The 19,191-nt window shown below is 42.9% G+C and carries 15 protein-coding genes; 7 read left to right on the top strand and 8 right to left on the bottom strand.

Going from position 1 to position 19,191, the window contains the following annotated elements; genetic code table 11:
* The first annotated feature begins 187 nt into the window (after positions 1 to 187).
* Both QNI24_RS14920 and QNI24_RS14915 read left to right on the top strand, forming a co-directional pair.
* On the top strand, positions 188 to 1,453 hold the full coding sequence (locus tag QNI24_RS14920) for an FG-GAP repeat protein (RefSeq protein ID WP_267177352.1): 1,266 nt from the start codon (positions 188 to 190) through the stop codon (positions 1,451 to 1,453).
* 140 nt (positions 1,454 to 1,593) lie between these two features.
* Entirely contained in the window at positions 1,594 to 3,063 is a 1,470-nt protein-coding gene (locus QNI24_RS14915) for a DUF3336 domain-containing protein (RefSeq protein ID WP_267177351.1), read from the top strand.
* Positions 3,064 to 3,288: 225 nt separating this feature from the next.
* Here the strand turns inward: QNI24_RS14915 and QNI24_RS14910 are convergent, their stop codons facing one another.
* Positions 3,289 to 6,114 carry a VIT and vWA domain-containing protein gene (locus QNI24_RS14910; RefSeq protein WP_267177350.1) on the bottom strand — a complete coding sequence of 942 codons (2,826 nt, stop codon included), beginning with the start codon at positions 6,112 to 6,114 and terminating at the stop codon, positions 3,289 to 3,291.
* A 188-nt stretch (positions 6,115 to 6,302) separates the two neighbouring features.
* On the opposite strand from QNI24_RS14910, the gene QNI24_RS14905 reads away from it, so the two are divergent.
* Positions 6,303 to 7,181, top strand: coding sequence for a TraB/GumN family protein (locus tag QNI24_RS14905; RefSeq protein WP_267177349.1), 879 nt, complete (start codon positions 6,303 to 6,305; stop codon positions 7,179 to 7,181).
* 26 nt (positions 7,182 to 7,207) lie between these two features.
* On the opposite strand, the gene QNI24_RS14900 is transcribed toward QNI24_RS14905, so the two are convergent.
* From QNI24_RS14900 to QNI24_RS14890, 3 genes are all read right to left on the bottom strand, one after another.
* The gene (locus QNI24_RS14900; protein ID WP_267177348.1) at positions 7,208 to 8,461 is read right to left on the bottom strand and encodes a CaiB/BaiF CoA transferase family protein; all 1,254 of its coding nucleotides are present in this window, start codon (positions 8,459 to 8,461) and stop codon (positions 7,208 to 7,210) included.
* Between the two features lie 95 nt (positions 8,462 to 8,556).
* A complete protein-coding gene (locus QNI24_RS14895) occupies positions 8,557 to 8,835 on the bottom strand; it encodes a hypothetical protein (protein WP_267177347.1) in 279 nt (92 codons plus the stop codon).
* Complete coding sequence (locus tag QNI24_RS14890; protein ID WP_267177346.1) at positions 8,832 to 10,100, bottom strand: choice-of-anchor Q domain-containing protein; 1,269 nt, start codon at positions 10,098 to 10,100, stop codon at positions 8,832 to 8,834. The genes QNI24_RS14895 and QNI24_RS14890 overlap by 4 nt, the downstream gene beginning before the upstream one ends.
* A gap of 468 nt (positions 10,101 to 10,568) precedes the next feature.
* On the opposite strand from QNI24_RS14890, the gene QNI24_RS14885 reads away from it, so the two are divergent.
* A complete protein-coding gene (locus QNI24_RS14885; RefSeq protein WP_267177345.1) occupies positions 10,569 to 11,465 on the top strand; it encodes a cupredoxin domain-containing protein in 897 nt (298 codons plus the stop codon).
* 3 nt (positions 11,466 to 11,468) lie between these two features.
* Positions 11,469 to 12,695 carry an alginate export family protein gene (locus QNI24_RS14880; protein ID WP_267177344.1) on the top strand — a complete coding sequence of 409 codons (1,227 nt, stop codon included), beginning with the start codon at positions 11,469 to 11,471 and terminating at the stop codon, positions 12,693 to 12,695.
* A gap of 39 nt (positions 12,696 to 12,734) precedes the next feature.
* Here the strand turns inward: QNI24_RS14880 and QNI24_RS14875 are convergent, their stop codons facing one another.
* On the bottom strand, positions 12,735 to 13,805 hold the full coding sequence (locus QNI24_RS14875) for an alpha/beta fold hydrolase (RefSeq protein ID WP_267177343.1): 1,071 nt from the start codon (positions 13,803 to 13,805) through the stop codon (positions 12,735 to 12,737).
* 366 nt (positions 13,806 to 14,171) lie between these two features.
* On the opposite strand from QNI24_RS14875, the gene QNI24_RS14870 reads away from it, so the two are divergent.
* On the top strand, positions 14,172 to 14,384 hold the full coding sequence (locus QNI24_RS14870) for a hypothetical protein (RefSeq protein WP_267177342.1): 213 nt from the start codon (positions 14,172 to 14,174) through the stop codon (positions 14,382 to 14,384).
* A 137-nt stretch (positions 14,385 to 14,521) separates the two neighbouring features.
* Positions 14,522 to 15,907: a right-handed parallel beta-helix repeat-containing protein gene (locus QNI24_RS14865; protein ID WP_267177341.1), complete on the top strand. Its 1,386-nt coding sequence runs from the start codon at positions 14,522 to 14,524 to the stop codon at positions 15,905 to 15,907.
* 113 nt (positions 15,908 to 16,020) lie between these two features.
* Here QNI24_RS14865 and QNI24_RS14860 read toward each other — a convergent pair whose 3' ends face one another.
* From QNI24_RS14860 to QNI24_RS14850, 3 genes are all read right to left on the bottom strand, one after another.
* Positions 16,021 to 16,386 carry a thiol-disulfide oxidoreductase DCC family protein gene (locus QNI24_RS14860; RefSeq protein ID WP_267177340.1) on the bottom strand — a complete coding sequence of 122 codons (366 nt, stop codon included), beginning with the start codon at positions 16,384 to 16,386 and terminating at the stop codon, positions 16,021 to 16,023.
* Between the two features lie 230 nt (positions 16,387 to 16,616).
* Positions 16,617 to 16,862: a hypothetical protein gene (locus QNI24_RS14855; RefSeq protein WP_267177339.1), complete on the bottom strand. Its 246-nt coding sequence runs from the start codon at positions 16,860 to 16,862 to the stop codon at positions 16,617 to 16,619.
* 464 nt (positions 16,863 to 17,326) lie between these two features.
* Positions 17,327 to 19,111 carry a winged helix-turn-helix domain-containing protein gene (locus tag QNI24_RS14850; protein ID WP_267177338.1) on the bottom strand — a complete coding sequence of 595 codons (1,785 nt, stop codon included), beginning with the start codon at positions 19,109 to 19,111 and terminating at the stop codon, positions 17,327 to 17,329.
* Between the last annotated feature and the right edge of the window lie 80 nt (positions 19,112 to 19,191).

Below are 19,191 nucleotides of genomic sequence, written 5' to 3'. Positions count from 1 at the left end.
TCGTCATATTGGTGAAATAAGCTTGCTCGATTGATGCTGAATGAACTTATACTGATTCATATGTTCTCACATATGATCAACGATTGTTTTTGTGCAACCTTCATGGCACAAAACAAATAATATATTATTGAAATTGGATTTACCATTATTGGTACCAATAAGTAAATCCTATGAAAAAGGAATACATATGAGAAAACCCATCATTTCAGCATACTTGCTGGCCCAACTTTTGTTAACTGCCCAAGCCCAAGATTACCAACAGTTTGAAGACCAAAAACTCAAAGCATCTGATGCTCGGTTTTTCAGTTACTTCGGTGTGAGCATGGACATTGAGCATGAAATTTCAGTCATCGGCGCCATGTACCACACCCACAGTGGTGAAACCGACGCCGGTGCTGCTTATGTTTTCGAGAAAAATGCTGAAAACGTGTGGCAAGAGACAGCATTCTTAACAGCCAGTGATGCGGCTGGCAGTGATACTTTTGGGCGCAGCACAGCTATATCTGGCAACACCATTTTAATCGGTTCATCATTTGGTCAAACCACCATCAACGAAAATCACGGCAAAGCTTATGTTTTCGAAAAAATTAATGACAACTGGATTGAAACTCAAATAATTGACTACACGGGTGATCAGCTTTTTCCTATGTTTGGTCAAGTGGTTGATATGAATGATCAGTTTTTGATCATCGCTGCGCCCAGTGAAAATAATGATTTCGGCATCAGTCGAGGCGTTGTTTACGTTTATACAAAGACCAATAATCTGTGGACCTTCAGCCAAAAACTGATGCCTGTAGAGCCCAGTGCTGGAGGTGATTTTGGTGATGTGATTTCATTGAACAATAACCTTTTGGTGATTTCATCGTACTTGGAACAAACCGAGGATGGCATACAAAGAGGTGCAGTGTATATTTACAGCTTGGATGAGAAGGATACATGGCAGTTAGATCAGCGCATCAAACCTGAGTCAGAATCAAACCAATACACCTACTCCGGCATAGCTACCAGCGGCGGACAAGTCATTTTGAGGCGCTCAATACGAGACAATCCCTCCGATTCAACTTTTTTCTTAGATGTTTACAGCAAAGTCAATGACATTTGGCAAACCACCTCAAGCATCAGCCCACCCAATAATGAGTACATTGACGGAAGCATACTTGGCTTGAATAGCTATGGTAATAACTTGTTGGTATCTGCTGTGATTGATCCAGATGAGAGTCCAGAATTTATTGTTGTTCACCATTATGGACAGACTGCTGGTCAGTGGCAGTATAAAAACTCCTTTTTGCCCAGTGACCCAAAAGCTGACTCAGGCTTTGGCTTTGGTTTTGCCTATACAGTAAGCGAAACCGATGTGCTCATAGGCAGTTATTCAGAGAACAGCATTGCTGATGAATCTGGTGCTGCATATGCATATGATATTGATTTTCTGTTCGCGAACGGATTTGAATGAGCCCAAATATTCAATTGGTAAGCCTAACATAATACCCAATCAAACTGACTTCTGAGGCTAGATTGATTTTTATCAACTATAAAAGTATGATTTTTTGACTATAATAAAACACCGTTCTAAATTTAATTGTTGCTTAACCCATGACATCCATTTCAAACAGCCTAAACCTCAGGTATCTTGAATATAAGATGCGCCGTGCCAACAGCTATGAAGAATGGAAGGACTCTGCTCTTAAACATGACATCCTTTCTGGTTTTGAAGCCTGGAAACACAAAGAAGAATCCAACAGCTACGATTATGTCAACATTCGTACCCGATTAGACACCTTAAGACAGCTCAGGCAGGAAAAAGATGATGTTGGGCTGTTATTCGCATTGAACGAGGGCATCCATGGCAACCAAGGCGGTATGGGCAAGTCAAGCCTTTACGAATTAGCAAAATTTGGCACCAAAAAACTCATCACTGAATACGTTGATGAAATCGTTGACGCACTCGAATACATTTCCACCGTGCCTGAGTCCAAAGACATCACTGGCCAGGATAAACTTGATTTTTTTGAGCGCGCCAGCCATTGTTTTGGTCGTTCCGCTTTGATGCTCAGTGGTGCCGGCTCACTGGGGCATTTTCATCGCGGTGTGATAAAGACATTGTTTGAACATGACCTGATTCCGAATGTCATTTCAGGATCCAGCGCTGGTTCTATTTCAGCGGCCTTACTGGGCACTAAAACTGATGAAGAATTAACCGCAGTGTTAAAAAATGACAGTGTGATTGATCCCCTTCAGGCTGAAATTGATAAATACCGCAAAAGACTGATACGTAAACAAACCGATTCAGAATCATTAAGACTGATGCTGGAATCCATCATTCCAGATGTTACTTTTCAAGAAGCCTATGAAAACACCGGCAGAATGATCAGTATCACCATCGCACCCTATGAAGAACACCAGAAATCCAGGTTGATGAATGCCATCACCTCGCCGAATGTTTTTGTGCGCTCGGCAGTGATGGCATCTTGTGCCGTACCGGGTATCTTTGAACCGGTCATGTTGATGGCGAAAAATGTCTACGGCGAGGCCCAGCCCTATTTACCGGATCGCTTATGGGTGGATGGTGCAGTGACCGATGATTTACCAGCCAAGAGGCTGGCTAGACTGTATGGAGTTAATCATTATATAGTCAGCCAAGCCAACCCTTTATCACTGGCCATCATGAAAGGTGAAGAATTTATACCCGTTCCTGAAGGCGTTAAAAACGTGGTGCGACTGTCTACTCATGAGGTATTAAAAGGCGGAGAAAACTTCAGCCGACGCTACCTGCGTAAATTACCTAAAGTGGGCCAAGCCATGAGTATTTTTCACTCGGCTGTGGCGCAAGAGTACAAAGGCGACATCAACATCATTCCCAGTTTCAGTTTTGTTAACCCGCAAAAACTATTGGGCCAACTGAATTCAGATGAAATCAAAGAATTGGTGATAGAAGGTGAAAGAGCCACCTGGCCAAAATTAGAACAGATAAGGAATTGTTCAAGGGTTGGCCAGAAACTCGACGAAATCCTCGACCACCACGGCGATCACAGCGTCAAACATTTATATAAAAATCGGCGTTAATTCACCATTTATCCAAGGCAGCTCATTTCACTCTCCCCCCTTGAGAGAGGAAAATGAGCGATGTATCCGAGTTATCGAATCGTTCGGTTTCTCAGGTCAGTAAGTGAATCAACGTCTCTGACTCCATTGATTTAACCCCATTGATTTGTTCTTAACCAATAATCAATAGTTCTGATTATATTTCGCAAAAAAACCCCCACTCAACTGCCCCTGGATTATCACTGTTTAATGGCTACTGGACATCATGTCAGGGTTATCAAAATCTAAGTTTTCTAACAAATGGCTGATATCACCTTCGGGTAGCTTAAATTTCACCAAAACAGAGCTTCCAATCAGCACAGGATTTGATTGATTACTGACATCTATTCGCCATTTAAAATCATCAATTGATGCCGATAAATCATCCAAATACCGAATCAGTTCAAGTTGTTGTGACAGCACTATTTTTAAGGCCTCCTCTGACAACTCGGTCATCCAATCAACAGGTAAACTAATTTCCACCGGTGACAAAGTCCAATGCTGGCTGCTTATGTATTTTGATTCCGGTGCATGAGCACGGATTTGCTTAATGAATTCGAGGTCATTTGATACCGCTTTTTCGTGACTCAAAAACCATGGATTTTCTAATCCATACAAAGCCAGTTGAGAGAATTCATTTCTCAAGAAAACATAGTCATTTGGCGCTTTTACCTGTGGCCGTTGTTGGTCATTGCCACCAAAATATTGAGACAGCGCATTTAACAAATTTTTCTGTCCACCTATTGCACAACCTATTAAACGTATTTCGCTGTGTCCATCAATTATTTGGTCTGATAATGGTGACTGTTTTGTTTCATTAAGTAAGTTATTGACGTTGAAATAATTAAGCGTACTACCCACTGATTCAGAATGGTCTTGTTGAATGCCACTCCAAGGAGAACTGTGAGCCACAACGTTGACCACACCCCATGGCATATCACCTTGGTGTGTTTCAAGATAAGACTTTATCTGAGCCAAGTCATCTAAATGAACCACTTGTGTCGTTTTATGGTCTGGATGATTATTAAATAAGTCTGTGGCCAACTGATAGAACAGATTGTCGCTTGACTTGTCTTGGCCCATTATGAATGTAATGTTTTGTCTTTGATCAAGCTGAACCAAAGAAGGTGTAATGGGCTTGGGAATCATTGGCAACTCAAAAAACTTCCGGTTTAATTCTATTCTAAAATCATTTTCAGCAAAACCATAGCCACTGACACTGGGTTGTTGAGTTACTTTTTCAACGCCACCCTCGTTCCGCACAATTTGATCAACTGCGACAAATGAAGTGAATGGAGTCATCAAGTGATATTCTAAACCCAGTGATGTGATTTCGTTTTCATTGGTATTTTGGTTCAATGACAAACGATTAATTTTTTCCCGAGCCCACAAATACCTAATGGATTGGTTGTCCTGATCTGCTATACCGTCTAAATCAAAAAACTCATCATACTTAAGGCCGTTTCCATCACCTGTGATTCTCAGACTACCTCTTTGTGTGCCATCAAATTTACCCGTAATAAAAACAGGACGTTGTGCGAACAAATCCACTACGTGGGTTGGCTGGATATCTAAACCCTCAAATCCAATGGCCTCAATATTAATGTTACTCAGTAAGGGATAACGAACATAGTCTAAAAACTGTTCTTGGATTTTGGCGATGTCTTCTTCATCATCACTGATAAAAAATGGTTGGCCTTGACCAGCCAAAGCAAGGGCTTTAATGGTAGCAACATCGTTACTGTATCCACCACTAACACCTATCACAAAAACATTTTGATCTGGGGTTTCAAGCAACAAATCAATGGTGTGATCAGGCACAGAAATAGCACCGTCTGTCATGATGACTAGGGTCCTTGAGACACCCTCAACCCGAGGAATATCATTGATAGATTTTAACGCGCTGAATAAATCTGTACCGCCACCAGCAGAACTCACAGATACCATTTTCATCGCTTTTTTGATATCGGCTTGATTGACTTGTTGTGGCGTTTGGCTGAAAACCTTAGAACCGCCCGCAAACAGTACCACATTGAAAAATTCTTCAGGGGCTAAATCTGACATCAAAGACTGGGTAATATATTTAGCGTTCTCAATGGGTGTACCAGTCATTGAACCTGATGAATCAACCACAAATACGTACTCTCTGGGAATGATTTCTGTAGTCTTAAACGCAGCAGGTGGTTGAACTGTGAGTAAAAAATAGCCACTCTCCTCATCTTGATGCAACAACAATCCGCTGTCTACTGCCTGTTCTCGCAGATCATACTCGAAAATAAAGTCTTGGTTAAATTCTAGTTGCTCTGACTCATCAAGAAGAATGTTGGCAGACTTATCGCTTTGGTACTCAATTTCAACAAGATGATTTTTACTGATGATACCAGCTATTTGATGGGGTGAATTAATAACAACAGACAAATCAAATCCACTGTTCTTTCCCGGTGCGTAAGACTGCGGTGCTGTGTTGCCTCTGGCCAGTACAGATGGTCTTCCAATGGCTGGGTATGTGAATGTGTATTTTCCTTGTGATGGTATGATTTTTTCGGTGTAACTCAAACTAACTTGTATGTCATCTCCAGGCAGTATATTGGCCAAGTTCATGGTAAATAGGCCTGGGTCAGATTGTTCCAATAAACTGGTGGTTTTACCCGCCTCTTTTGCTTTGAGGTAAGTTTCCTTGGCTTCTTTCTTTTTTTGAATATCGGCTATTATTCTCCTATCACCTACAACCATTTCAACCTGGTGAACAGCCGCATCAGTCGAACCTGGAAAAACATATTGTGCCTCCAATGGAACAGAACCATCGTTTTTATAATATTGTGTCACCTTCACCTCAGCCATAAAACCGTTGATTTCAGCATCAACTGTGGTTAATAACAGTGGAATCCTATCGATATCCGTGCCTTTTGTCAGCACTTTAAAATAGGGTTGCGTATCAGATGACTTGATAGGCTGATAATCATAATAAGAGTCTTGGCTGAAACTGTTGTTGGCTAGCATTAAGCTGAATAAAAAAACAATTTTTTTCATCATGAATATAAGTTTGAATTGTGTTCCATTCTACATCATGAAATTTCAAAACAACCAGAGAATTAAACTTCCTAAATGGTGCATGCTAATAACACAGTCCAAAATTCAGCTTGTTGTAGTACAATAAAAGTTAGACGGCTGTGTTTAAGCAGCGACATCAAATACAACTTATCCCAAAGGACATCACTCATATGGAAATAAAACATAAAATCATCACATTCGTGCTTTTAATCATAGTTACCTTCATGGCAAGCGCAACCAATAAGGAACCACTTTTTGAAAGTTCACTTTTGTGGAAAATCACTGGTCCAAATATCGAACAACCCTCCTACATTGCTGGAACCGTCCACATCATGTGTGAAAAAGACTACGTCGAAAATCCACGGTTTGTAGCTGCGCTTGAGCAGACTGAACAATTGTATTTTGAAATTCACCTCGAAGACCCTTCAGAAATGATGTCACTCATGATAAATGATGTACCACTAGAGGAACGATTATCCCCTGCACAATATAAACAACTCGAGGAAGTCATTGGTAAATATACAGACTATGACATAAACATGTTTAAAAACATGGAAATATTTGCTATCTCGGCTCTTTTATTAGTGACATCATTGGATTGTCCCATTATTGGTGTTGAAGATGCCTTAACCACATTAGCTGGTGAAAAAAACATACCCATAAAATCATTAGAATCACTCGATGAACAAATCACAGTAATGAAGGCCATGGAGCCACCTATCTCTGATAAACCATGGACTGATGATGAAATGAAAGCCTACTTAATGATTCCTGAAGTATTCGGTGAATTACTGCAAGCCTATTATTCGGAAGACATAAAAACCATATATAACATGACCATCAGAGAGCTGAACAGGGTTAAAAACAGCGCGGACTTAATTAATACCATTCTGGATGAGAGAAACATCAAATGGATTGAAAGAATCCCACCAATCATCCAAAAACAACCCACTTTATTTGCAGTCGGTGCAGCCCATCTCGGTGGCCCAAACGGCGTGATTAACTTGCTCAAAAAAGCTGGGTATGAGGTGACTCCGGTCTTGCAGTAAATTAAGCAGAAGGCTTTTGATTTTCATCAAATCACGCCAGCATCCTGCAACTCAGCTATTTCAGCTTCAGTCAAGCCGAGCTCTTTTGTCAGCACAGCCTCGGTTGAACCACCCAGAAGTGGTGGTGGCATTTCATAAGATAAATCTGATTGGGAAAATTTCAGCGGGTTGGCTATTTGCGGTATCTTTTGCTGGTTATCACCAGTCATCTCAAACACCATTTTGCGGTGCTTAACCTGTGGTTCGTTCAGTGCCTGCTCAATGTCATTCACTGGGCCACAAGGAACGCCCACTTGCTTTAACTGTTGTAACCAGTGTTGGGTGCTGTTGGACAAAAGGGCTTTGGCTAGGATTGGAATCAAATGCTTCCTGTTCATAACCCGATCTTGATTGGATTTAAATCGAGTATCTGCCGCAACAGCTGCCAGCCCAAGTACCGAACAAACTTTTAAAAACTGCTCATCATTGCCTACAGCCAGTAAAATTTCGCCGTCATCACAGCTGAAGCTTTGGTAAGGCACAATATTAGGGTGGCCATTGCCGTGACGTTGTGGCACTTTGCCACCGACCAGGTAGTTCATGCCTTGGTTAGCCAGCATGGTGATTTGGGTATCCAACAATGACAGATCAATGTGCTGGCCCTGCCCCGTTACATGGCGGTTGTTTAAAGCCGCCAAAATACCCGTGGTGGCATACATTCCGGTCATGAGATCTGCTACCGCCACGCCTACTTTCTGTGGCTTACCACCCGCAGTTTCAGGTTCGCCAGTAACACTCATCAAACCACCGCTGGCCTGAATCATGGCATCATAACCAGCCTCCTCTGCTTTCGGTCCGGTTTGACCAAAACCCGTGATTGAACAATATATCAAGCCAGGATTGATTTGAGCCAAACTTTCATAATCCAAGCCATACTGCTTAAGGCCGCCCACCTTGTAATTTTCTATCAAAACATCGGCCTTGCTGGCCAACTCTCGAATAATGTGCTGCCCTTGTGCTTGAGTGAAATCAATACAAACCGAATGCTTGCCGCGGTTGGTTGCGATGAAATAAGCCGAAAGCGGGTTTTCATCATACTCAGCATTTACATAAGGCGGTCCCCAATGCCGCGTATCATCACCCACCCTCGGCTTTTCAACTTTCCAAACCGTCGCCCCAAAATCGGCCAAATTCTGACTCGCCCAAGGGCCTGCTAAAATGCGGCTGAGGTCGAGGACTTTGATGCCCTGAAGGAGCTTTGGGTTTTGTTCTGTTGTGTTGTTAGTTGAACTTTGGGGCATAAGTATGGAAAAAGCACTGATTGGTCACAATTTTTACATGCTCACCACAGTTTTACTATCAAAAAGTCAATATCAGCCACAAACCATATAATCAGTTATAAAGCGGCTCTGCGGGCCAATGGTCGGTGACTTTTAATACCATATTCATTGCCGCCAAGCGCAGTAGCGCTGATCTTCATCAGGTCATCCTGCACCACATAAACGGCAGCTGAATTTATACTTGCCACTGCTGTATTGTGCTGTTCGTTGTATACTGTCTCTTGTTGATGACAGACTTCATCAGTCATTGAAATTCGGTCAGTTACACCCACTACCGGCGCGAAGGAACTTGAGAACAGTAACAGCATCAAACCCATATAAATTGAATGGTTCATCGACAACCCCGGTTACCTTTAGTGGGTTCCAAGTCACAAGCCAGCTCATCAAACCCATCTTTAAAAATCAAGTTACCTTCAGACTGCAATAACTCGACCGACCCAATATCACAAATGTTAAAGCCATCACCATCCCCATCTTGTGGGCGTGCTTGTCCACGCTGATCAAATTCAGTACACAGAAAGTCATCACCCGCATCAATCACAGGACTGTCATCTAAAGGTAAATGCGTCATGGTCAAGCCGCCGTTATCTCTCAAAACATCCAAAAGTGGGTCAACAACCGTGATGTGATTGCTGGCAAAGACATCACAGCTGCCATCGGTATCGAGGTTATTTTGGTTGGCTGAGTTACCATTGATCTGGCTGAAATCACAATCACCAGTAGAGTTACTCGCGATGATGCTGTTGGTGATATTAATTGTGCTTGAATCCCGGATGAATATCCCTTCCCCCGTGTTACTGAAAACCGTGGTATTTGCCAAGTTCAAACGCGTGTTGCCCTCTTTTAAAAAGACACCGCCACCACGATTATTCTCTGGCCTCCTGATATCATTTTGAGAAATGGTGCTGTTTACGATCTCGATAATACTGCCTCGCATGGCATAGATGCCACCTCCAGAAACGACAGCGGTGTTGTTACTGATGGTGGAGTTGCTGATGACTGTTACTGACTGCCTTGAGTAAACACCACCACCATCATTGCCTGCGAAGTTATCCGATACCGTGCTGTTATTGATGTTCAAGCTGCCAAAACGTGCCAAAATGGCACCGGCCCTACCATCGCTTCGACAGTTGCTTATTGTTGAGTTGTTTAAGGTCAAGTTTTCAAAAGAAAATATACAACCACCGGCTCGATCTTCATCAGCATTGGTCTGGCCATTGGTTAAAGTGATGTCATTAATCTCCGCATTGATAAGAGACTCGTCATCGTTGTCTATGCGAAAAATTTTGCTGTTTTGCGCGCCATCAATGGTCAGTAAATCCTTGCCTGGCCCATTAATAGTTACACTCTCGCTGATCAGCATGTTGCCATTACTGAGAGTGATGGTTTGTGGCACTGAAAACACTTCACTGTCAAACTCGATTGCAGCACCTGAGACATCGTTACTGATCGCAATCGCTTCACGCAGTGTTATCAAGCCTGCCTCGGGCTCATCACTGACTGATGTGACTGTTATTGTCTCTCCCCCAGCATGAGCAAGACAAAAAGTGCCTAAACTGAGGATGCCACTGATTGTTTTGGTTAATTTCTTTTGTTTCATGAATATGACCTTTTGGTGTTGTTGTTTTTACATCGTTATTAAGTTCAAAATTATCACGGTGTCAAAATCACTGATCCATCCTTGGACCAGCGAGGTGAACGGATAATTCTTTTCTTAAAGGCGGGTATCAATGTGCTTTAACCGACTCCATCAGCATCATTAGTACCTCACCTCTCAAGTGTGGGTGTATTTAATCATTTGAAATCGATGCTGTCTTGAGGCCCTAGCCCTATGACTGAACGGTTTTTTAGTTAAGAAAATATTAAATCATTCAGGGGCTTGGGACACTGGCCCCAAAGTATGATGAATTTCATCCAAAGTGCTGAAAAATGGTGGCTTTTGATGGGGCTGTGGCCTCAAGACGATGGCAATTAATCATGCTTTAATGAAGCTTGAATTCACTGATGACCCGAGCAGCGGGTAAATAGACACATGCCAATCAAATCATTTAACAAATACATACTTTTAATGACACTTATCCTTATGCAGGGGTGTTACTACAAATCGAACCAAAAACCGGCCGAAGCGCCAAGTGAACCGGTCATCAATGCAGTCCCTGAGGCTGTTGAAACTGAGCCTGTTAAACCTGAGCCTATTAAACCTGAGCCTATTAAACCTGAGCCTATTAAACCTGAGCCTATTAAACCAGAGCCTGTTAAACCTGAACCTGTTAAACCTGAACCTGTTAAACCTGAGCCTGTTAAACCTGAGCCTGTTAAACCTGAACATGTCGCACCGAAGCCGGCACCAGCCAATGCAACACTTACTATTAAAGGACAAATCGCTTTAGACCAATCGAAACTGAAAGAGCCTAATGCTGAATTGACGAATACCATTGTTTATTTTGAACCTGCTGATCCATTGAACACAAAATTACCCACAACAGATGCGGTGATCTCCACACTGAACAAACAGTTTGATCCCAGTGTATTGGCCATAACAGCCGGCAGCACCGTCAGCTTTCCGAATATGGATCGGATACTACACAATGTATTTTCAGTCTCACCCACGAGTGAATTTGATTTGGGTTTGTATTCAGCCGGTTTAGCCAAAGATGTTGTGTTTGAAAAACCTGGCGTGATCTATGTACACTGTAATGTGCACCATTCCATGCAAGCTGACATATTGGTTTTAGAAACACCCTTCTTCACGCAGGTAGACCAAAACGGCAGTTTTGAGCTGACAAACATCCCACAAGCAGCTGGAAAATTAAAAATCTGGCACCCAAGAGCGAACATCAAAACTCTGGATTTAACGCCTGAAAACGATCATAAAAACATCAAACAATCGATAATTATTACCAGACCAGAAGTACCCAAACACCGCAACAAGTTTGGTAAGTCTTACCGCCGAACGAGGTATTGAACCATGAAAAATCCAATCATTAACAGCACTTACATCTCTATTTTTATCTTGTACTCGTTTACCTTTGTTACCGATGAATCAATCGCAGCGGATAACTTGATGGACGCGCTTACCGGTGGTCATACCCAACTGACCATGCGCTATCGCTATGAAAGGGTCGAATCTGACTTGTTTGCACAAGATGCCAAGGCATCGACGCTCAGAACCCGCCTGAACTACAGCACTGTGGCCTATAAGGGCGTGACTTTTTTCGTTGAAGTGGATGATGTCACTGAAGTTTTCAGCGATGATTTCAATTCAGGAGCTGGTACCAGTCCTGACCGAACACAATTTCCGGTTGTGGCCGACCCCAATGGCACAGAATTCAACCAAGCTTGGGTTAATTACAACATCTCAGATAACAACTTTAAGCTGGGACGCCAGCGGATAACTTTAGACAACCAGCGTTTTATCGGTGGTGTGGCATGGCGACAAAACGAACAGACATACGATGCCGCTAGTTTCGACTTTGATCTGGCTGGTAGCAAACTGTTTATATCTTATGTCGATCAGGTCAACCGCATTTTTGGCAATGATGTGCCCGCCGGAAAACATGATAACAACACCTTGCTTATCAACTGGTCACAGTCATGGGGTGGCCAGCATGATTTGACCTTGTTTTATTACGACATAGACAATGAAGATGTCAGCGCTTTTTCCACCCAAACCTTTGGGGTTTCATTTGACTCATTCTTACAGCTTGAGAACAGCTTATTAAGTATTGGTTTGGACTTTGCCAGACAATCAGATGGTGCCAATAACCCAGTCAGCTACAGCGCCAATTATTGGCGAATAGAAGCTGCTTTGGAGATGCCAGTGGTCGATTTCATTGTTGGTCGTGAAGTATTAAGCGGTAGCGCCAACAGCGCTGGTTCAGCATTCCGAACCCCATTGGCCACTTTACATGCCTTCAATGGTTGGTCCGACCAGTTCTTATCCACGCCTGATGCTGGCTTGCAGGATACTTACATGGGAGTGATAGGAGGTTTCGAAGATTTCAGTTGGTACTTGAGGTACCACGATTTTGAAGCACAAAGCACCAACCAAGGCTTTGGCTATGAAGTCGATGCGTCCATTTCGTACAGATTAACAGATAAAATTTCAACCCGACTCAAGTATGCCCAATACCACGCCTCAGGTTTCGGCGCAGATACCCAGCATGTGTGGTTTTTATTCAACTATGAATTCTGAGCCCAAAACACTTGAGAAAATAAACAGGTACCATCGAGTTTAATGTTTACCCAATCCTGCTTCCCTCGCCATCACAATGGCCTGGGCGCGGGAACTCACCGCCAGCTTATCAAAGATGTGCGTGATGTGGTTCCTGACCGTTTTATCTTGTAGGCCTAATTGAGTCGCAATTTCAGAATTATCCAATCCAGCAGCAATTTTATCCAAAACTTGCAGCTCTCTTGGTGTGAGGTCTGAAATTTGAACAAGCTGGCTGTTCTGATCTGGGTACTCACTGAAAAAGCCATTAAGCTGTGACATGAAGGATGACCAGGCCAATTCATCTAAAAGGATGTGGTTGTCTGATTCTAATGGTACAAATTGTGCCCGCGGAATCAATGACGCTATCTGTCTGCCCGCATCAAATGGCACACGTAAATCACCTCGGGCATGCATCACTAGGGTCGGGCATTTCACTTGTGACGCCAAATCCAACACATCAATCTGGTTAAACTCATCCAAAAATCTCACTGCAGCCTCTGGTGAACAGGATATGCGCTGCAGTTCATTGAATGATTGTAATTGCTCTAAATCCCCGCCAGGCATAAACTGCGATGAAAACACCTGTCTGAAGGCATCGTGTTCACGACCCCAGCCAAGTTTAATCAAGTTGCTCATGGTAGCAGCTTCTTCCAGAGATGCAGCTGAGCTGTCTCTGACCAATCGGCCTTGTGCGTACGCGCCATATAAAATCAAATGACTGACACGCTCAGGATGTCGCACCGCATAAGCAATCGCTACTGCGCCACCTTGAGAGACCCCAAGCAGCGGAAACCGCTTCAAACCCATGGTGTCTACCACGGTCTCAAGATCATCCACCCAGGATTCAAACGATAAATCCTTAACATCCCTATCAGATAACCCACAACCGCGTTCGTCATAACGAACCAAGGTGTTATTCTTCGATAAATCATTCAACCAATGCTGCCAAACCGGACATTCCCAGTCATACTCCATGTGACTGAGCCAATTAGCCGCTTTGACCATCACGGGTCCTTCTCCATTGGCAGAATAAGCGATGTTGGTGCCATCTTTGGCCTGCGCAAATTGGATTTTTTGTTGGTTTATCATAGTGTGATTGAATGAATTTTAATGTTTGGATAAATTACCCCAAACATTCCACCACAGTATGACCACCTAGCCAAGTGTTTTTTAATCACCCAAATCTGTTATTTTGAATTTGTGAACCCAGTATCAAAATAACTGGTTGTGCATGGTTATAGATTTGAACCATTGCTTTCGTCCATTGAATGACTTTTGTAACCTAATAACCAATAGACTGCGATGCCAATTGATTGCACTTAACCTATGTTTACATCTCCAATCTCTGGACCAACGTCGCTGCCTTCACTGATTAGTGACCACTGGCTCATTCATTTACTGTTGTTTTTTTTATACTGGTATACCCATCGAAATTAATCACAGAGAAAAGTCACCGTGAAACATAAACATACTGATAAACAAACCAGCGAAATCAAAAAGCATGAGAAAGCAGTATCGAAAACTCTTTGGATAATAGGTGGATTATTATTTTTCTTACCCGGTTTGTTTGGTGAGCCCAATGCAGCTTTCATTGGTATTGGTATTATGTTCATGATTTTTGGCTTTACTGCCAACAGATTAAACGATTCATCGTCTGATGATCGATAAAAATGAATTATTGGCATGCACAATCAAATTGCTACTGCCGCCTTCAATCTAACATTTGCTGACTGTTTCACAAATACAGGTGAGTTAAGTGAATAGGATATCACAAGTAACACATATGCTTTTTCGGGTGAAAAAAAATGAATAATAAGACTTTGTCTTGGATTTATATTTGGGTATTGATTACGGGCTCATTAAGTTGGTCTGCGACTGGTATTGCAGGTCTAGACTATATTTTTGTGAATGATTTTCAACAACAACCAGGCGGGCCTCGCCCTTACCTACCGGTAATTAGCGGCAACACATACACGATAGAATTACAGCGGTGGGGCATTCGTAATGACGGACAGGGTCCAGCACCTGTTAACACTGACAATATTCAAGCAGCAATTGATTGGGCATTAGCAGCCGGATACAGCACGATTAGATTACCGGCAGGTAACTACCTGGTAGGAAAATACGGTAACGACATCTATCAAGCCGGTATTGTGCTGCGTGATGACATGGTTTTTGAACTCGATGCCGCTGCTGTGATACAGATGAACACCAACGATAAATGGAATTATTGTGTGATAGATGTTACCTCCCGTTCTAATGTCATCATTCGTGGCGGCGCTCTTCGCGGCGATCGTGAGACCCACATTTACACACCCAGACAAGACGGTGCAACCGCTCACGATGAAGGACATTTGATTTGTGTCAAAGCCAGCCAATATGTATTGATTGAAGACATGTATTTATCACATGCCACTGGCGATGGCGTCTTATTGGTAGCCAATTCAAACACCTCAACTTTAGATACCACCATCCGCAACAACGAATTCGATTACAACCGCCGCCAAGGTATTTCAGTAGTGGGCGCCATTCGGCTGTTGATAGAGAACAATGAAATTCACGACATCAACGGCACACCACCACAATTTGGTATTGATATTGAAAGTTTAAGTTATGAAAGTCGTGACATTCAAATTCGCAATAATTTGTTCTACGCCAACGGAACCATTGATACCAATATCAACTATGGTGGCGGTCATATTGTTAATACCGACGGGCGTAATGTACTGATTGAGTACAACACCATGGAACAACGCGGCATTGGGCGTGGCACAGATGGTTCTGTGGTGTATTGGAAAAATGCCGACCAAACCATCAGATATAACTACATCAAAGTCAGAGAATTAACTGTTAACTTAAAAGTTGGCATCATTGGTTACTCTAATTCATCGCCCAAAACCAACCCAGCGACCACTTTCATTCACGATAATGTGTGCGATGGCTGTGGGTTTTACATGTACCAAAGTGCTGACTTGGACATTCGCAGAAACGTGCTGATGGATGGCTACTTGGCCTTCAGAGATTTTACCAACTTAACCTTGATTGATAACGCCGTGGACAGCACCATCAACTCCTGTTGGGCGTTTCGATTTCGCAACGTGCTCGGACAGGCCTCCGGTAACACCTATTTCGGCAATCCTTTTGATTTAGATTTAAATCCCACCATACCTTTTGAATATTGTTGGCAATGAACCCATATTTTTCAACATCTTCATCCCGGACTTCTGAGACTCAGAACCAATTGATGAGTTTGTCAGCATTGATGAGCTATGAGACCTATGTATCAGTCGGAGCTATCAATTAATTAATTTTTGAGCGCGCAGCGCGTTCCGCGCCAATGATAATAACGCAACCAAACCGCATAAGCCAAGCCACCTGCCCAGGAAAATGGAGGGTAGGACAACAATCGAGCCCAGAACGCATATTTAGTGTGTTGCCAAGCCCTTAAATTGGCCTGATATCCAATCACCTCTTCACCCTTTGAGGTCTTCAGGTGCAAAACAGCCATCAGCTCTTGCTTCCTGCTATCAGACACCGGCAGTTGATGAATGTCCGCTAGCTGCAAACTGTCATCTTTGAGTGTCTCTAAATGAGCCATTTCTTTGCTACAAATCGGACAATTGCCATCAAAATACAAGGTATCAATGCTGTCAGGTTCAGTTTTTTTCATGCCTCAGGTCAAAACGATTGAGTGGTGGTCGATTGACCCATAAATGGATCAATCAATAGAAGTTTTTAAACAATTACGAAAGCGATAATAACTTGATTGGTGTGAAAAAATTGCAAGTTCATCAATCAATGGGGTCATAATTAATGTTTATTGATTTCATTGATTGTACCCCATTGATTAAAAGAGTTAGCTAATATAAAAGGCTACTCTCTAAAATGCTTAAATTAAATTTAAGGCCCACTATGACACCCTATACCTTGGTAAACCCAACCATATTGGTTTGAACCATCAAGATTAAATCCGACAAATTCACAGGTATACATGAACTGACAACTTCCACCGGCTATAGAAGGTGCTTGTTCAGTGTACCAAAATCCAATATTGCCTCCACCACATCCTATAGGCGGCCCCATAACTTGAGAATTTGAATTAGATACAAAGAATATTAAAATTAGAATTAGTGATAGTTTTTTCATAAGTACTCCTTAGTTATCATATAATTAACTTAGTACGTATCTTAACGTACATTTTATTTGTGTATATAACAACGAAAAAGTTCATAATTATTTACATATATATTATTTTTTAATATACAAATAAAAAAATCACTGATAACTTGGAGGCATTTTAATTAAATAATGATTACCAAAACATTGTGAATAATGGACTCAGAGACGCCGGTTTAATTATCCAATGAGTGCTTTTTCCAAAATCAATTGAATCAAGCGAAGTGTTCATATATGACCCCATTGATATAAATTGAGACCCGGGTTTCCAAGTAGACATAAATATCATTAGGCTTCATTCATGGCATCCAAACTCAAAAGATTTGGACCATTAGGTTTCTTAATCAACGCCTCTGCCCCATTGATCTTGATTCACGCAGACACTGGACACCAAGGATATGTGCAATCAAGGCTGCCAAATTAGCGGGAAGATTTTAGTCCAGGATTCGCTTCAAATAGTCATCTAACACCTCAATCAATGCTTCATCAGGTTGTGTTTGGATTTGGATTTGTTGCAAGCGGGATTGGTATTCAGCTTGTTGTTGAGACCATTTGACCTCGGTATTATCTGGATTGATATCTTGGTCGGTATGATGTTGCCAACCGTGCACAGCGTTCACCAAGTTCAGCCACAGGCCTTGTTCAAACAAGCCAGGTGGTTTGGGTTTGGAGGTCATGGTTTTGAAGCTGGCCAAGGTTTCTTCGGTTCGTTCCAGTTGCTGCGCTGACAGGGTCAGGGCGGTGAGCGCAAGGAAATGCGCCTGCTCATTAGTTGCATCATCAGACAACACGGCTTTGGCAGTAGAATAGGCGCCAATGTTATCGCCCCGGTGGTGACGATTCAAAGCAAACCAAGCCAAGGCTTCGTTTTTGGTGCTGGAATCCAGGTCATGAGCCAACAGTTCTTTGAGCACCTTGAGGGCGCCACTGTGATCTTGGCGCCAGGTTTTTGTTTTGATCAGGCTTAACTCAGCCATCAGCAGCCGGCCTTGGGGGTTGAACTGGGCTTGGATGTCGATGGCTTGTTGTAAATAGTTGTCGGCCAGTTCCAGGTGACCGGCTTCAGGTAGCATCAGGTAGAAATAACTGAAGCCTTGTTGGAAGACGTTGGTGTCTTTTTGTTCGAGGCAATATTTCAACGCCAATTCGGCAAATTTCATGGCTTTTTGGTACTGACCTTGTTGTAAGTAAACTTGTGACAAGGCACCGTATGAAAAGGCTGCATATCGAGCGTTTGGCAAGCCCAAGGCCAAATCTAATGTGGCTTCGTGGGCTTTGATGTAGTTCGCTGTTTGGCCGGATTGTTGGTAGGAATAAGCCAAGTTGCTGTGAGAGCGCATTTGGGTTTCGGTGTCTTGATTGGCTTCGGCGGTTTGCAGTATGGTTTGCAACAAATCAATAGATTGGGGGTATTCGCCCATCACTTGGTGGTATCTGGCGCGTTCGATTTGGGTCAAGGTCAATCCGACGGTATCCCCTGTGACCCCGTAATGGGTTTCAGCGGCATCCAGAAAGGCTTTCAGGGCAAGGCGATCTTCACGATAGATGAACATTTTAGCCAACAGTAAATTCATCTCCGCTTTGACACCATCCAGGCCAAGGCTTTTGCTCTGCTCTAGCCCACCGCGTAAGTGGCTGATGCTGCCTGCGTAATCACCTTGTTTATAAGCCGAAAGGCCTTCTATGTGTGCCAAGCGCAGCTGGTCATCTGGATGCGCATCGGCACGAATACCCAAATGGGCAAAGCCGTCTTGGTGCTGGGTGAAGTCAGATTCAATGGATTGAATCAATTGTTGGTATTCGGTATCGGTCAGTAACAATTCAACTTCGCGGTTCATCATCCACAGCCACACCAACAGGCACAACAACACTGGCAAAAGACAAACCATTGGCCTGCGGGGTTGCCCTTCATGCGCGGTGACCTTGGATTTGAGCTGGTAGCCTTTGCCATAGACATTGCGCAACTCTTCACTGTCCAGCCCAAGCCCTTTCAAAGCTTTGCGCACTTCCTGGATGACTTTAAACAATGAGTCATCGCTGACCACCAATTTCGGCCACAACACTTGCATCAGTTGGTCTTTACTCAGTACTTGATTATTGGCTTTCAAAAACAACAACAAACAGGCGTGACCGCGCGGTGAAAGGGGTAAGGCAGCGCCACCTGTCATCACGGTTGCGTCTTGTTCAGTGAGCTGAATGCGATTGATCGAATAGATCATGCGTTATTTTTGCTGTTCATGGGTTGTTGTTATCAATCGTGCTTTGGGTCACTGGTCCATTATACGTAACTGAATCGGGG

Origin of the sequence: Marinicella marina (assembly GCF_030065545.1) — a bacterium.
GTDB classification, from domain to species: Bacteria; Pseudomonadota; Gammaproteobacteria; order Xanthomonadales; family Marinicellaceae; genus Marinicella; species Marinicella marina.
Note: the sequence above shows the minus strand (reverse complement) of the source record. Positions and strands in the feature narration are given on the sequence as shown.

What these genes read in the sequence shown, in the direction of transcription:
- QNI24_RS14920 (WP_267177352.1), top strand. Translation starts at nt 188, where the DNA reads ATGAGAAAACCCATCATTTCAGCATACTTGCTGGCCCAACTTTTGTTA.
- QNI24_RS14915 (WP_267177351.1), top strand. Translation starts at nt 1,594, where the DNA reads ATGACATCCATTTCAAACAGCCTAAACCTCAGGTATCTTGAATATAAG.
- QNI24_RS14910 (WP_267177350.1), bottom strand. Translation starts at nt 6,114, where the DNA reads ATGATGAAAAAAATTGTTTTTTTATTCAGCTTAATGCTAGCCAACAAC.
- QNI24_RS14905 (WP_267177349.1), top strand. Translation starts at nt 6,303, where the DNA reads ATGGAAATAAAACATAAAATCATCACATTCGTGCTTTTAATCATAGTT.
- QNI24_RS14900 (WP_267177348.1), bottom strand. Translation starts at nt 8,461, where the DNA reads ATGCCCCAAAGTTCAACTAACAACACAACAGAACAAAACCCAAAGCTC.
- QNI24_RS14895 (WP_267177347.1), bottom strand. Translation starts at nt 8,835, where the DNA reads ATGAACCATTCAATTTATATGGGTTTGATGCTGTTACTGTTCTCAAGT.
- QNI24_RS14890 (WP_267177346.1), bottom strand. Translation starts at nt 10,100, where the DNA reads ATGAAACAAAAGAAATTAACCAAAACAATCAGTGGCATCCTCAGTTTA.
- QNI24_RS14885 (WP_267177345.1), top strand. Translation starts at nt 10,569, where the DNA reads ATGACACTTATCCTTATGCAGGGGTGTTACTACAAATCGAACCAAAAA.
- QNI24_RS14880 (WP_267177344.1), top strand. Translation starts at nt 11,469, where the DNA reads ATGAAAAATCCAATCATTAACAGCACTTACATCTCTATTTTTATCTTG.
- QNI24_RS14875 (WP_267177343.1), bottom strand. Translation starts at nt 13,805, where the DNA reads ATGATAAACCAACAAAAAATCCAATTTGCGCAGGCCAAAGATGGCACC.
- QNI24_RS14865 (WP_267177341.1), top strand. Translation starts at nt 14,522, where the DNA reads ATGAATAATAAGACTTTGTCTTGGATTTATATTTGGGTATTGATTACG.
- QNI24_RS14860 (WP_267177340.1), bottom strand. Translation starts at nt 16,386, where the DNA reads ATGAAAAAAACTGAACCTGACAGCATTGATACCTTGTATTTTGATGGC.
- QNI24_RS14855 (WP_267177339.1), bottom strand. Translation starts at nt 16,862, where the DNA reads ATGAAAAAACTATCACTAATTCTAATTTTAATATTCTTTGTATCTAAT.
- QNI24_RS14850 (WP_267177338.1), bottom strand. Translation starts at nt 19,111, where the DNA reads ATGATCTATTCGATCAATCGCATTCAGCTCACTGAACAAGACGCAACC.